Consider the following 14,163-nt stretch of genomic DNA (forward strand, 5'->3'; position numbering starts at 1 on the left):
TATTTTTTGTATGATCTGTCACTTAAGTGCCTGTACAGGATACTGCTATTGAGGTAAGAAGGCGTAAAGACGAGATGCTAAGCATGGATGCGTGATCATCCAGTATGTATGTCATCTCCCTGAGATATAAGGCTAACTTACGCGATAAAAAAGTAGATTCTCATCGTGCATTGCCATATTCCTGATTGATGAATATCGGCTTGATTCGCTCTAGACCAGAACTTAGCTGCAGCACACATGCTGCAGCCAAGCGAATGATTTACATCTGGCGTTAAATTTCAATCTGGCTTCCCAACTCGACCACACGGTTGGTTGGAATATGATAAAAATCACTGACAGCACTGGTATTACGTTGCATCGAAATAAATAAACGCTCACGCCAAGGTGACATGCCTTCCCCCACGCTATGTACAATACGGTCACGTGAAATAAAGAAGCTGATTTGCATTACATCATATTCAAACTCTAATTGTTCATAGGCCTGAACCAAGGCTTGCGGTACATCCGGCTCATCTTTAAAACCATAGAAAATCTTGATGCGATAAAAATGCTCATCCAGGGTTTCGACGCTAATCCGTTGCTGTTGTGCAACGAAAGGTACATCTTCAACCACGACCGTTACCAGAATGTTGCGTTCATGCAACACTTTATTATGTTTAAGATTATGCAGCATTGAATGCGGAACCACATTAGGCGTTCCTGTCAGAAACACGGCATCGCCCAGTACACGAGGGACACTATTCCCGATGCTTTTCACAAATAATTCCAGTGATAAGGTATCGTGCTCAAGCTTGGCAAAAGTAAGCTCCCGACCTCGCTTCCAGGTCATGAGAATGATCATTGCGACAGCACCGATTAATAACGGTACCCAACCACCTGAGAATATTTTTAAAGAGGCCGCAGCAACCAGAACCGACTCAAGAATGAAAAATGGAATGATCAGCAGAAATACTTTAGGTAAGCTCCATTTCCATCCATAGTAAATAAAGACTGCCACCAAAATAGTGTCACACAACATGGTCAGGGTAACCGCAAGCCCATAGGCGCTAGCCAGATTTGAACTGGTTTTAAAAATCAAAATCAGCATCACGATGGCAACCAGCAGCAACCAGTTCAGAAAAGGTACATAGATCTGGCCCGCCTCCTGATCAGAAGTGTGCTTGATACTTAGTCGAGGTAAATAACCCAACTGGATTGCCTGACGTGCCAGAGAAAATACACCGGAAATAACTGCCTGCGACGCAATCACAGCCGCCATGGTGGCGAGTATGATCATGGGATACAAGGCCCAGCCCGGAACCAGCAGATAAAAAGGATTTTCGATTGCAGCAGGATTACGCAACAGCAAGGCGCCTTGTCCTGCATAGTTTAAAACCAGACATGGAAGAACCACACTAAACCATCCAAAACGGATGGGTTGAGCACCGAAGTATCCCATATCTGCATACAGCGCCTCGCCCCCTGTCACGGTTAAGACTACGGCGCCCATAATAAAAAATGACTGTACCGGATGGGTAAAGATAAACTGTATCGCCCAGTGCGGACTAATCATCCCAAGCACCAAAGGCGTCTGTATCACGCTGACAATTCCGAGAATACCCAGTGAGAGAAACCACAACAGTGTAATCGGGCCAAAGAACTTGCCCACAAAAGCGGTGCCCTGTTTCTGCATTAAAAATAATGTCAGCACGATGACCAGCGCGATCGGCACAATAAAAGGATCCAGCACATTCGTGGCAATAGATAAACCTTCAACGGCCGAAAGTACGGATATGGCCGGAGTAATGATCCCGTCGCCAAAAAATAAAGAGGCGCCAATAAAACCAATTGCAATCAGATAAATTTTTTTATGATCGGAGATTCTGGCCTTGCGAAGGTTCAAGGCCAGTAAAGCCATAATGCCGCCCTCGCCATTGTTATCGGCACGCATCACGATGGCAATATATTTAATGCTGATAATCAGCATCAAGCACCAGAAGATAATTGAAAGAATACCCAAGACATTGCCGGGCTGAATCGCCAGTCCATGCGCGGCATGAAAAGACTCTTTTAAGGCATATAAAGGACTGGTCCCAATATCCCCAAAAACCACGCCTAATGCAGCTAATGCCGTGGCAGGCAATGCTGTCTTTTTTACAGTACTTTGCATAATCAATGTTCTATATCAGGTTATGGCAGGCAATATTTTTAATGACGCGTGTTGTAACTGAGCTCGGTTTATATGGATTTTGCCAGTGCTCAACTATTTTATTGCTTAAGCATCTGCTGGATTTCGATCGAGCTATAGCCTCTTTCTTTTAAAATCTGAACCATCATTCGTTGTATTTCAACAGGTTCCTCAGGATACTTTTCAACTAAAGCCTCGGTTGTATAACCCGTAAAGACACTTTTTTGATTGAGAAGCATGTTATGCAGGTGATTACTTTGACTGTCGGTATTAAATAAACCCATTAACCTACCTATAGGAACGATCTTCAAAATGATATTTTAGTAATCTTCAAAACTCGGCGGCGTAAAATTTGCGTAAATTTTTTATTTTATTGACCCTATTCTTAAATAAGCAGCATCTATTTATTATTGTAGCCAGACGACTCTAGGTTTCCATTGACCGACTTAAATTTAACGCTTGTTCGAGACTTCTCAATTCAGCAGAGCCAAATTCATTTAAAGCATGCGTTAAACTCAATCAGCCCAAAAAACGTAAGCCAACCCCTGCAATGGTATAAATATATTTGGGACTGAGGGCTGAATCGCCAATTTTTGTTCTGAGTTTTTTCACCAGGATCCTCAGATAATGAGTGTCTTCTTCATGAGTAATACCCCATAACTCGGTCATGATCTGTTTTTGCGTCACAATCTTGCCTTGGTGACGAATCAACAGCGCCAAGAGCTGAAATTCTTTTTTGGTCAAGGTAATTTCCTGACCTGCCAATTGCGCCGTATGCTCGGCGACATCGACCCAAAGCTGGCCATCATTAAAGACAATATTTTGTTCTAAGTGCTGCGGTTTATTGCGGAACATCACCCGGATACGGGCACACAGTTCCTGAATACTAAAAGGTTTGGTCACATAATCATTGGCGCCGGCATCCAGCAACCTGATTTTTTGATTTTCGTCCGGTCGCGCAGATAAGACGATCACGGGAATATCCGACCATTGCCGTAATTCTGTCAACACCTCTTGTCCTTCCATATCGGGCAAACCCAGATCAAGAATCAGCAGATCTGCACCACGGCTCGCCAGACTCTCCAGTCCTTTCACCCCATTCTCAGCAACATGGACCGAATAGCCTTGCGCGCGTAAGGCAATATCCAGAAATTTTCGAATTTGCGGCTCATCATCGATGATGAGAATAGAGGCATGCTGATTGAATGTGTGTGGCATAAAGAATGATTTTAATCCTGATGAAGTGGTAAGCGTATTCTAATTAAAGTCCCTTGAGCATGAGCTCCCGCTAAAGCTTCTATGCTGCCCATATGCGCCCCGATAATCGCTTTTACAATGGCAAGCCCTAAACCTGTTCCTGTTTTACCACGATCTCCACGTTGCATGGTATAGAACATATCAAAGATTTGTTCGCGTTCTTCTTCAGGAATGCCCACCCCTTGATCCATAATATCAATCTGAAGCGCGTTTTCCTCCTGCCGAATCCGTATTTCAATTGGCACATGATCTGGTGAAAACTTGGCTGCATTTTCCAGTACATTAAAAATCGCCTGTTCAATCAAGGCAGGATGCACATATAGTTGCGGCAAGTCTTCCGGAATCTGAACCTCAATACTCACCTGGGGTTGATAGCGTTTCAGTCGCTGGGTCGCGGAACCAATCAGTTCTTCCACCGCAATCCAGTCGCGACTCAAGCTTAATCCCTGATGACCGAGCCGGGTCATATCCAGCAGGTTTTGAATATAGCGGTCCAGTCGTTCCCCTTCGACATGAATGGTGTCCAGTAAACTTTCACGATCTTCTGCGGACATCTGCCCGGCATAGTATTTCAGGCTATCCGCCGAACCGATCATCGCTGCCAAAGGTGAACGTAAATCATGGGAAACCGATGACAATAATGCCGAACGCAATTTTTCAGTTTCGGCGACAATGCGGGAGTTTTCCAACTGCAAAGACAACTGCACCCGCGACGTGGTTTGGGCAATATCATCAATCATTAGTTCAGCCAGCCGCTGCTGCTCAAAACTGATGGTGTCTGTGTTTTGACTAAACCGCAGTGCAATCACACCATAACCGCCGACCAGATACAGCGGATTAAACCACCAGTCCGATTGGGTTAAGGTATTGGTAAATCGTCCACAGGCTTTGGCATTTTTCTGGGTCCAGTTTGCTGCAATCTGGTCTTTTTCATTCAATACACTGCTATCGCCTAATTCCTGCTCTCCGATTCTGAGCCAGACCGTCGCTTTTAAACAGCTCTCTAAATGTTGCTTGGCAACATTCATCACTTGCTCAATATCAACACAGCTAGACAGTTTCCGTTCCAATTCCTGCATTTGTAAGGAAACCGAATTTGCTGCACGTAAACTCAGCACCTGCGCACGTAATTGATTGGCTAAACGCCCAACCAGCAAGGCTGAAATAATGAAGATAATGATGGTCATGACCCCACGCTCGGCACTAATTCGTAGCGTAAATCGTGGTTCGATAAATAAATAGTTATATAACAAGAAGCAAATCAGTACACTCAAAATGGTGATGAACATTCTGGCGCGCATCGCCACGATCAGCACGGTAACCACAAAGATTAAGGCTAGCTCGCTATAACCGATAAAATGATCACTCACGGTTGCCGCAATCAAGCCGAGTAAAACAATCAAAATGCTTTCGATCATCTCGCGCGGATTGAAAGCCAGCCCCTGTTCAAACCAGGATGAGCGGACATGATCGCTCTGTGACCTGGCCTGATGATTTTGAGTTTTTAATGGTTGAACAAAGGTAATCTCAAAAGGATGCTGCTTTTCTAACAGCTGATCGGCAATATGGTCGGAAAATAGACGTTGCCAGAGCGACTTGCTTGGACTTTTCCCCAACAAAATATTGGATGCACCATAATCATAGGCTGCCTGCAAAATGGTCGATGCAATATGATTGCTATACAGCAAATAGGTATCGGCCCCCAGTTTTCTGGCTAAATTAAAGGCTTTAGTCACGGCAAAGGCTTGGGTATTGGCGTTTTGGCTCTTTTGGATCGAGATTACGCTCCAGCTTGCATTGCGTCGTTCTGCAATACGATGCGCGCGTCGCACCAAATCTTCAGAAAACGCTGAACCGTCAATCGCCAACATGACATGATTTTGAATCGGGATGATCTGTCCCTGCGCAACAAACTTTTCCCGATAATCAATCTCAACCTGCCCTGCAACAGTCTGAATCGCCAAATCACGTAATGCGGTTAAATGAGCAGGCTTAAAAAACCCCTGTAATGCATGGGGGGCAACATCGGCTAAATAAATCTTGCCATGGTTCATCCGCTCTAATAGCTCAGGTACCGGCAAATCGACCAGACGAATGTCTTTCAATCGCTTGAATAATGCGTCGGGAACGGTCTCAGCCACCCGAATGCCCGTAATCTGGTAGACCACATCATTCAGGCTTTCCAGATGCTGAATGTTTAAAGTGCTATAAACATCAATTCCTGCATCCAACAGTTCATTAACATCTTGCCACCGAAATTCATGCCGACTGTTCGGTACATTGCGATGTGCGAGCTCATCCACCAGCACGATTTCAGGCTTTATTTTGAGGATCTGGTCAAGATCCATCTCTTCCAATCGGCGGCCTTGATATTCTAGCGCCTTTCTTGGAATCACATTGAGACCTTGAATCAGGCGCTCGGTATCAGACCGACCGTGGGTTTCAACCACGCCCACCACCACCTGCTGCCCTTGTTGCATCAGTTCATGGGCCCGGGTCAGCATGGCATAGGTCTTGCCTACACCTGGCGCAGCCCCCAGGAAAATGGTCAAACGTCCAGACTGTTCACGTTGACTATGCGCCAACCATGCATCTGCTTTGTTATTGCGGTCAATCTGCATAAATGTGACTCTACCAACGAGATGTAGATGACAATTGATCTAAGGCCAGATTGAGCTGTAGCACATTGACCCGCGCTTGCCCATAGACACCGAACTGGGCCGGCTGAATCTGTTGTTGCACCAAATCCCGCAATTTTTGCTCTGCCAAATGGCGTTGCCCTGCTACGCGTTTCACCTGTAACAAGGCACTTTCAGGTGAAATGTCCGGATCAATCCCGCTGCCTGATGCAGTGATCATCTCATTTGGCACCTGTTGCTCTGAAATATGATGACGATGAGCAAATTGCACGGTTCTTTGCTTAATCTGTTTTTGTAACTCTGGATTGGAAATTGCCAAATTACTGCCTGCCATTGCAGCGACATTGTAACTTATCGCACTGGGCCGGCCATGAAAATATTGTTCACTGCTAAAAAGTTGTCCAACTAAACGCGAACCTACAATTGTTCCATTTAACTCAATCAAACTGCCATTGGCCTGCGTAGGAAAAATCAGTTGCGCGATAGAAACACTGGCCGTAGTGTACAAAAGTCCAGCCATTAAAAAGCCCACCAAAACAAGCCCCATACCCGGACGTAGCATTGATTGAGCTTCGGTTGATAAGGGCAGATTTTCTAATGTATTCATTTTCATCTCCTAAATCCACAATGACACAACAAGGTCAATCAACTTAATCGCAATAAACGGAAAGATCACGCCGCCTACGCCATAAATCAGCATATTACGGCGCAACAGTTGCAGGGCACTGGCAGGTTTAAACTGTACCCCTCTTAATGCCAAAGGGATTAACATCGGAATAATCAAGGCATTAAAAATCAAGGCTGAAATCACCGCACTGCTCGGACTGCCAAGTTGCAGAATATTCAGTACCGCAAGTTGTGGAATGGCTACCGCAAACAAGGCAGGCAGGATCACAAAGTACTTGGAAACATCATTGGCCAAAGAAAAGGTGGTTAAGGCACCCCGGGTAATCAATTGCTGCTTGCCAATTTCCACCACATCGAGCAGTTTGGTCGGATCGGAATCCAGATCCACCATATTGCCCGCCTCTTTCGCAGCCTGCGTGCCCGAGTTCATGGCAAGACCAATATCCGCCTGCGCCAAGGCAGGTGCGTCATTGGTCCCATCACCCACCATCGCCACCAGTTTACCCGCTGCCTGTTGTTGACGGATACATGCCAGTTTATCTTCAGGTTTGGCCTCTGCAATGTAGTCATCCACACCCGCTTCTGCTGCAATCGCGGCGGCAGTCAACGGATTATCACCTGTCACCATGATGGTTTTGATGCCCATCTCACGTAACAGTGCGAAGCGTTGTTTAATCCCTGATTTAATCACATCCGAAAGCTCAATCACGCCCAGAATGCTATGATTTAAAGCCACCACAAGCGGTGTCGCCCCTTTAGAAGCCACTTGTTCGACCCGGGTTTTAAGCTCGATGTTGTCTTTGATCTGTTGATGGGTAAAGTTCAGAATGGCGTCGACTGCACCTTTACGAATTTTTTGCCCATTGGCCAAGTCCACCCCAGATAACCGTGTCGAGGCACTAAACTGAATAAATTCTGCATCTTTTGGCTCCTGAATGCTTTCCCCCAGTTCTTTCCCTAGGCTGATGACCGATTTCCCTTCAGGGGTGGGATCCGCAAAAGAAGTCAGCATGGCTGCTTGACGCAACTCGGTGGCTGTCACACCGGCCAATGGATAAAAGGCGGTAGCCTGACGGTCTCCATAGGTGATCGTTCCCGTTTTATCCAGCAACAGCACATCAATATCACCCGCAACTTCAACGGCTTTCCCTGACTTGGCCAAGACATTGGCTTTTAAAGCGCGGTTCATTCCTGCAATCCCGATTGCAGGCAATAAGCCCCCAATCGTGGTTGGAATCAGACATACCAGTAGCGCGATCAGCAATACCATGCTGATTTTGATCCCGACCATAGACCCAATAAAAGGTAAGGTGATGACCACCACAATAAAGGTGATGGTCATGATGTTGAGCAAGATACTCAGTGCAATCTCATTCGGTGTTTTTTGGCGATTGGCCCCTTCAACCAAGGCAATCATACGATCCAGAAAGCTGTGACCAGCTTCATTGCTGACACGAATAATAATCTCATCGGACAGCACCTTGGTGCCGCCAATTACCCCTGAACGATCGGTATGGGCTTCACGCAATACTGGTGCGGACTCACCGGTAACAGCCGATTCATTGATGGTGGCAAAACCCTGAATAATCTCACCATCCGCAGGAATAATTTCACCAGCTTTAACAATGACTAAATCATCTTTTTTGAGCAGATTGGCAGCTATGATATTCGGTACCGCATTTAAGTCGAGGATACGATTTGCAGTTAAATTTTCACGCGCCTGCCGTAAAGATGCAGCTTGTCCACGTCCTTTGGCCTCGGCAACGGCTTCTGCATAATTGGCAAATAACACCGTGACCAGTAAAATCAGACTGAGGATCAAGCCAAAACCAAGGCCGGCATGACCCAGCAAAGTCGCAACAATCGTTAGAATTGTTCCTACCCAGACACAGGCCATTACCGGGTTTTTAAAAGCATATTGTGGCAACAACTTATGAAAGGTCTGTTGAATAATTTCTTTATTCAAAATATCCATTTGTTGTGTCGCATGAGAATGTTTCATTGTGCTTGCTCCACGCTTAAACTTTTAGAGATAAATAATCTGCAATTGGCCCGATCACCAACACGGGCATGAATTGCAACACGGTCAGGATCAACACGATCCCGATCAAAGTTAAAGCGAAGGTTGGGGATTCGATCTGTAAAGAACCTTTACTTTCAGCAGCTTGCGCTTTAGTTGCCAAACTGACTGCTATCAGTACAGGAATAATCAGTACGCTATAACGACCTGCCAATAACGCTACACTGGCACTCAGATTCCACCACAGCGTGTTATCGCCCAAGCCTTCAAAACCTGAACCGTTATTGGCATAGGCCGAGACATATTCATAGAACACTTGGCTAATGCCGTGGAAAGCTGGATTTGAATTCCCTGTAAGGGATGGAAAGGCAATCGCGATTGCGGTCAAGCCCAGGATCACCACAGGCTGTAACAAGATCACAAAAGCCAAAAGCTTGATTTCCGTGACTTCAATCTTGCGACCAAATAATTCAGGGGTACGTCCTGTCATCAAGCCTGCGATAAATACTGCAAGGAACAGATAAATAAAGAATTGTAATAGACCACAGCCGATCCCGCCCCAAATGGCATTGATCAGCATATTGCACAGTTCTACCAGTCCGGTCAGTGGTGAAGCCGAATCATGCATCATATTGACTGAGCCATTATTCACTTGGGTGGTCAAACTTCCCCACAATGCCGATGCTTCGGCCCCGAAACGGACTTCCTTGCCTTCCATTAAGGCAGTATCTGGAATTAAGGAAGATTTTTCAGTCCACAGCGTCAACAAGGTTGAGGCCAGCGACATCAGTAACATGCTACCAAAAATCATCCACATCAATTTCTTACGTTGGATAAAACGCCCCACCATAAACACCACGGACAATGGAATCAGTAAAATCGCAATCATCTCGATTACATTGGACAACGGCGTTGGATTTTCTAATGGCACACTGCTGTTCGGTCCATACCAGCCTCCACCGTTGCTGCCTAATTGTTTAATTGCCACCATCGGAGCAACGGGTCCCAGTGGAAGATGCTGGGTTTTAACGTCCGCCGTTTGTTCCAGAACCTGTGCGGTTGGACCAGCAGATAAAGTTGCTGGAACGCCCTGAAATGTCAGCAACAAAGAAAAAATCAAGCCGAGTGGAATAAAGAACCGAAACAACGGGCGGATGAGATCCATCCAGTAATTTCCTAGATTGATCGTCTGCCAGTCTTTTTTATTTGCTCCGTTCTTAAGCCCCGATTGCAGAAACAAAGCCCTCAACATGGCGACCAGTAAGGCCAGTCCCATAATGGGCGACAAATACTGCAATCCCACAATCACGGTCATTTGCGAGAGGTAAGACAGTTGCGCCTGCCCTGAATAATGTTGCTGGTTGGTGTTGGTCAGGAATGAAATACTGGTATGTAAAGCCAGATCCCAATTCATATTCGGACTATGATCCGGATTTAGCGGTAACCATGCTTGAGTCATCAAGATGGCGAGACTGGCTCCTAGCAGTAAAGCATTGCTAAGCACAAAAGCACCCAGATATTGCCGCCAGTTCATGCCGTTACGCTTGACACCGAGCACAGCATAAATCGGCTTTTCAATCCAGTTAAACAACGCATCACTTTTCATTGGCTTGGCCTGCATCACATCGGCAAGATAATTCCCGAGCGGATAAGCCAGCAGTAATGAAAGGACAAATACAGAGATAAATTCCCACATAGCAGATGCCATTTAATAATAGGTCAGCTTTAGTATGGAAATTGAAGGCGTAAATTCTCTATATTGAAAAAAGCCGAACTCGTAAATTTTGCGTAAATAAAAACCTATCCTGGTTGATGAAAGCAGATCATGCTCTTTGTCTGTATTCTGCGATGAGCTCAAGGCAGGTATTGCTATATTCTTGTCATACAACAGCGTAAACTGATCCTACCGATAGTGTTCTCATCCTATTGATAATGCCCATCATATTGATTAAATTGCTTCACTGAATAATCGGATGCCCACATATAAAAGAATATATTTCATGGAAATCAAACAAATAAAGTATTTTTTAACGGTGGTTGAGGCAGGCAGCATCGGTAAAGCTGCGCAAAAACTCGATGTCGGTGCTTCTGCAATCAGCCAGCAAATTAGTAAGCTCGAACAAGAGTTAAGCATTCGCTTATTACAGCGGAATGCTTTTGGCGTCACCCCAACCCCTGCGGGACTGGCCTTTTTAAAACACTCGCAACTCATTTTGCGTCAAGTAAACTTTGCGGTCGATGCTGCACATTCTGCACGACTTTCAGGCCATGTCAGCCTTGGTTTTCCACCGACCATTACCGCATTAATTGGCATCCCTTTAATGAAACTGATGTCTGAACGCTATCCAGACATTCGCCTAGAAATTGTGGAAACGCTATCGGGCAACCTGATTCAGTCGATTAATTCGCGTCAGCTTGATATTGCCATTATTTTTACCAATGAAATTGATAAACAGTGGTCGATCCAGCCCCTGGTACGCGAGCAAATGTATTTAATGGCACGTAAGGAAGTGCTTGAAAAATACGGTCTTTCCGAATGTATTAAAAGCGGAATGATTCAGTCGCAGCAAATTGGCGATATTCCCCTGGTGCTGCCACGGCAGCGTCATAGCTTAAGAAAGCTGCTTGAACATAAGATCGGACAACTGAACGTGGTCTATGAAATTGATGGGCTCCACTTACTTATGGACAGCCTGATTCATCTCGAACTTGCCAGTGTCCGCCCCGGAAGTGCCTGCTTGCAAGAATATAAACACAAAATCCAATTACTAAAACTGATTGATCCTGAAGTGGAGCGGATCAATTATCTGGTCAGCCTTGCCGAAGAAGAGCTGTCACCTGCTGCACTTGCTGCAAAATCAGCAATTAAAGCCTGTGTCAAAGAGCTGATTCAAAACCAGATTTGGCCGTGTTCTGAAATTATTTTATAAATAGTCATTAATTTTATTAAATACCTCATTAATTGTGCCCTCTCACTCCCTCCTGCTGTTTGAGATTACATTTTCATCTGAATGATAAGTGAATTTCTGTTTATCGACTTATAGATGTGTAGTTTGAACTGGAAACAAGGCATCACATTTTCTACCAAGGATACTTTTAAATCTCATCTCTAACCCATTTCCTATTTGGGTTTATTGAATGAGTCCATTTTAAAGCCCTCAATTGAAAATCGTGAATGTTTCCATTTTGTCAGGCCAAGGAGGTCTCCAATGGATGTCGTGAATAACCGTAGGGCTACTTTTAAAAAAATATTAAATGTAACGAGTGGCAACTTTTTAGAACAGTACGATTTTTTTCTTTTTGGTTTCTATGCCACTTATATCGCAGCAAAATTTTTCCACTCTGAAAATGAATATGTCTCTTTGATGATGACCTTTACCGTATTTGCTGCGGGTTTTCTGATGCGACCTCTCGGCGCTATTTTCTTGGGCGCTTATGTCGACAGAGTGGGTCGACGTAAAGGTCTTATTGTGACTTTAAGCCTTATGGCAATCGGGACCATCTTAATTACTTTCATACCAGGTTATGAAACCATTGGTATTATTGCGCCAATTTTGGTGGTGATTGGACGTCTATTACAAGGCTTCTCGGCCGGTGTGGAATCTGGCGGTGTATCGATTTATCTCGCTGAAATTGCAACAGATAAAAACCGTGGGTTTATCACAAGCTGGCAATCTGGCAGCCAACAAATTGCGGTGGTATTCGCAGCATTACTTGGCTACTGGCTCAACACCATTTTAACTCATGCTCAAGTGGGTGAATGGGGCTGGCGTATTCCGTTCTTAATTGGTTGTTTGATTATTCCTTTAATCTTCTTGTTCCGCCGTACGTTAGAGGAAACTGAAGACTTTAAAGCGCAAAAAACTCATCCATCGACCAAAGAAATTTTCAGCACATTGGCAAGCAACTGGCGCATCGTACTTGCGGGCATGATGATGAGTGCCATGACCACAACCACATTCTATTTCATTACGGTTTACACCACTGTGTATGCAAAACGTACTCTAGAAATGTCGGTAACGGATAGTCTTTTAGCAACCGTATTTGTGGGTTTATCAAATTTCTTCTGGTTACCAATGGGTGGCTTACTTTCAGACAAAATTGGTCGTCGTCCAGTTTTAGTCGGCATTACTTCCCTTGCCATCTTTACCACTTATCCAGTTTTAAGCTGGTTGGTGAGTGACATTAGTTTTACCAATCTGATTATTACGCTTGCTTACTTCTCGTTCTTCTTTGGTATGTACAACGGCACCATGGTGGCAACGCTTGCCGAAGTAATGCCAAAACGTGTACGTACAGTTGGCTTCTCTTTAGCGTTCAGCCTTGCAGCCGCTATTTTTGGTGGTATGACGCCAATGGCATGTACTTTCCTAGTCGAAAACACTGGTAACGCAAGTACCCCGGCGTTCTGGCTCATGCTTGCTGCGGTTTGTAGCCTCATCTCAAGCTTGTATCTATGTCGCGGTTCTCAACAGAAAAATACTGACGCGATTGCTGAGCCTGTCAAGGTGAGCGCTTAAAATAATAACGACTTCGCCTGAAATTTTAATGAACAGTACGGCGCATGTTGCAGCCGTACTGTGCTCTCCTATCATTAAAGCGAGATATTATGAAAAAATCCCCTATCTTTATGACCATTTGCTTAGCTGGAGCAGGTTTAGGCTCAACGCTTGCTAACGCAGATACACTCGAAGTGATTAGCTCAGGCGGTTTCTATTCATCTATGGAAAAACTCATTCCAATATTTGAAAAGCAAACTGGTCACACGGTTCACCTTTCGTCTGGTTCATCCATGGGCGCGTCGCCAACGGCAATTCCAAATCGACTCGATCGTGGTGAACGTTTTGATGTAGTGGTCTTAGCTGCTCCTGAACTGAACAAGCTCGCAGAAAAGGGTTATGTAGACCCAAATTCACAACGTGCTTTAGTCAATTCAAGCATTGGCATGGCTGTGCCTAAAGGTGCACCAAAACCGGATATTAGCTCTGCGGCAAAGTTTGAAAAAGTTTTACTCAATGCCAAGCACATCGGCTATTCAGCAAGTGCGAGCGGCACGCATCTTGAAAAAGATGTTTTCCCAAGTTTCCCACCTGTCGAATACAAAGTGATTGCTGGTAAAGCAGAAAAAGTAGTCGGTGACCGCGTTGCCAACCGTATTGCCGAAGGTCAGTTTGATATTGGGTTCCAGCAAATGAGTGAAATCAAACCGTTTACTGGCCAATATGGTCAAGTTGAATTAGTCGGTCCAATTCCTGCGCCTTATCAAAAAGTGACTGTGTTTGCAGCAGGCATTGGTAAAAACACTGAACATGAAAAAGTCGCAAAAGAGCTCATCAACTTTGTGAAGTCACCACAAGCCACACAAATTATTGAACAACAGGGGCTTGAGCAGGTTAAACAATAAAAGCATTAACAGGCAGCATCTGGTGATGATGTTGCCTGTTCGCTTTGGA

General features: G+C 45.0%; 10 protein-coding genes. 3 read left to right on the top strand and 7 right to left on the bottom strand.

The annotated features are described in order from the left end of the window. Positions 1-271: 271 nt before the first annotated feature. The 7 genes from JO943_RS09590 to kdpA form a co-directional block, all read right to left on the bottom strand. A complete protein-coding gene (locus JO943_RS09590) occupies positions 272-2,149 on the bottom strand; it encodes a potassium transporter Kup (protein ID WP_202740648.1) in 1,878 nt (625 codons plus the stop codon). 98 nt (positions 2,150-2,247) lie between these two features. Beyond that, a complete protein-coding gene (locus JO943_RS09595; protein WP_005287500.1) occupies positions 2,248-2,451 on the bottom strand; it encodes a hypothetical protein in 204 nt (67 codons plus the stop codon). A 235-nt stretch (positions 2,452-2,686) separates the two neighbouring features. Continuing rightward, positions 2,687-3,385 carry a response regulator transcription factor gene (locus JO943_RS09600; protein ID WP_150951947.1) on the bottom strand — a complete coding sequence of 233 codons (699 nt, stop codon included), beginning with the start codon at positions 3,383-3,385 and terminating at the stop codon, positions 2,687-2,689. 11 nt (positions 3,386-3,396) lie between these two features. Further along, positions 3,397-6,045, bottom strand: a complete 2,649-nt coding sequence (locus JO943_RS09605) for a sensor histidine kinase (protein ID WP_202740649.1) — start codon at positions 6,043-6,045, stop codon at positions 3,397-3,399. A gap of 10 nt (positions 6,046-6,055) precedes the next feature. Next, the gene (gene kdpC / locus JO943_RS09610) at positions 6,056-6,670 is read right to left on the bottom strand and encodes a potassium-transporting ATPase subunit KdpC (protein ID WP_202740650.1); all 615 of its coding nucleotides are present in this window, start codon (positions 6,668-6,670) and stop codon (positions 6,056-6,058) included. A 9-nt stretch (positions 6,671-6,679) separates the two neighbouring features. Next, on the bottom strand, positions 6,680-8,692 hold the full coding sequence (gene kdpB / locus JO943_RS09615; protein WP_202740651.1) for a potassium-transporting ATPase subunit KdpB: 2,013 nt from the start codon (positions 8,690-8,692) through the stop codon (positions 6,680-6,682). A 16-nt stretch (positions 8,693-8,708) separates the two neighbouring features. Further along, entirely contained in the window at positions 8,709-10,406 is a 1,698-nt protein-coding gene (kdpA, locus tag JO943_RS09620; protein WP_202740652.1) for a potassium-transporting ATPase subunit KdpA, read from the bottom strand. 304 nt (positions 10,407-10,710) lie between these two features. Here kdpA and JO943_RS09625 point away from each other — a divergent pair, with 304 nt between their 5' ends. From JO943_RS09625 to JO943_RS09635, 3 genes are all read left to right on the top strand, one after another. After that, the gene (locus JO943_RS09625; protein ID WP_005231507.1) at positions 10,711-11,640 is read left to right on the top strand and encodes a LysR family transcriptional regulator; all 930 of its coding nucleotides are present in this window, start codon (positions 10,711-10,713) and stop codon (positions 11,638-11,640) included. 279 nt (positions 11,641-11,919) lie between these two features. Further along, a complete protein-coding gene (locus JO943_RS09630; RefSeq protein WP_202740653.1) occupies positions 11,920-13,230 on the top strand; it encodes an MFS transporter in 1,311 nt (436 codons plus the stop codon). Positions 13,231-13,319: 89 nt separating this feature from the next. Next, positions 13,320-14,114, top strand: coding sequence for a substrate-binding domain-containing protein (locus JO943_RS09635; protein ID WP_202740654.1), 795 nt, complete (start codon positions 13,320-13,322; stop codon positions 14,112-14,114). The last annotated feature ends 49 nt before the right edge of the window (positions 14,115-14,163 follow it).

Source organism: Acinetobacter sp. 'aerobic (ED)' (assembly GCF_904886855.1).
Lineage (GTDB): Bacteria > Pseudomonadota > Gammaproteobacteria > Pseudomonadales > Moraxellaceae > Acinetobacter > Acinetobacter courvalinii.

Coding starts and splice junctions, on each gene's coding strand:
- JO943_RS09605 (WP_202740649.1), bottom strand. CDS start 6,045: ATGCAGATTGACCGCAATAACAAAGCAGATGCATGGTTGGCGCATAGT.
- JO943_RS09630 (WP_202740653.1), top strand. CDS start 11,920: ATGGATGTCGTGAATAACCGTAGGGCTACTTTTAAAAAAATATTAAAT.
- JO943_RS09595 (WP_005287500.1), bottom strand. CDS start 2,451: ATGGGTTTATTTAATACCGACAGTCAAAGTAATCACCTGCATAACATG.
- JO943_RS09625 (WP_005231507.1), top strand. CDS start 10,711: ATGGAAATCAAACAAATAAAGTATTTTTTAACGGTGGTTGAGGCAGGC.
- kdpC (WP_202740650.1), bottom strand. CDS start 6,670: ATGAATACATTAGAAAATCTGCCCTTATCAACCGAAGCTCAATCAATG.
- JO943_RS09635 (WP_202740654.1), top strand. CDS start 13,320: ATGAAAAAATCCCCTATCTTTATGACCATTTGCTTAGCTGGAGCAGGT.
- JO943_RS09590 (WP_202740648.1), bottom strand. CDS start 2,149: ATGCAAAGTACTGTAAAAAAGACAGCATTGCCTGCCACGGCATTAGCT.
- JO943_RS09600 (WP_150951947.1), bottom strand. CDS start 3,385: ATGCCACACACATTCAATCAGCATGCCTCTATTCTCATCATCGATGAT.
- kdpA (WP_202740652.1), bottom strand. CDS start 10,406: ATGTGGGAATTTATCTCTGTATTTGTCCTTTCATTACTGCTGGCTTAT.
- kdpB (WP_202740651.1), bottom strand. CDS start 8,692: ATGAAACATTCTCATGCGACACAACAAATGGATATTTTGAATAAAGAA.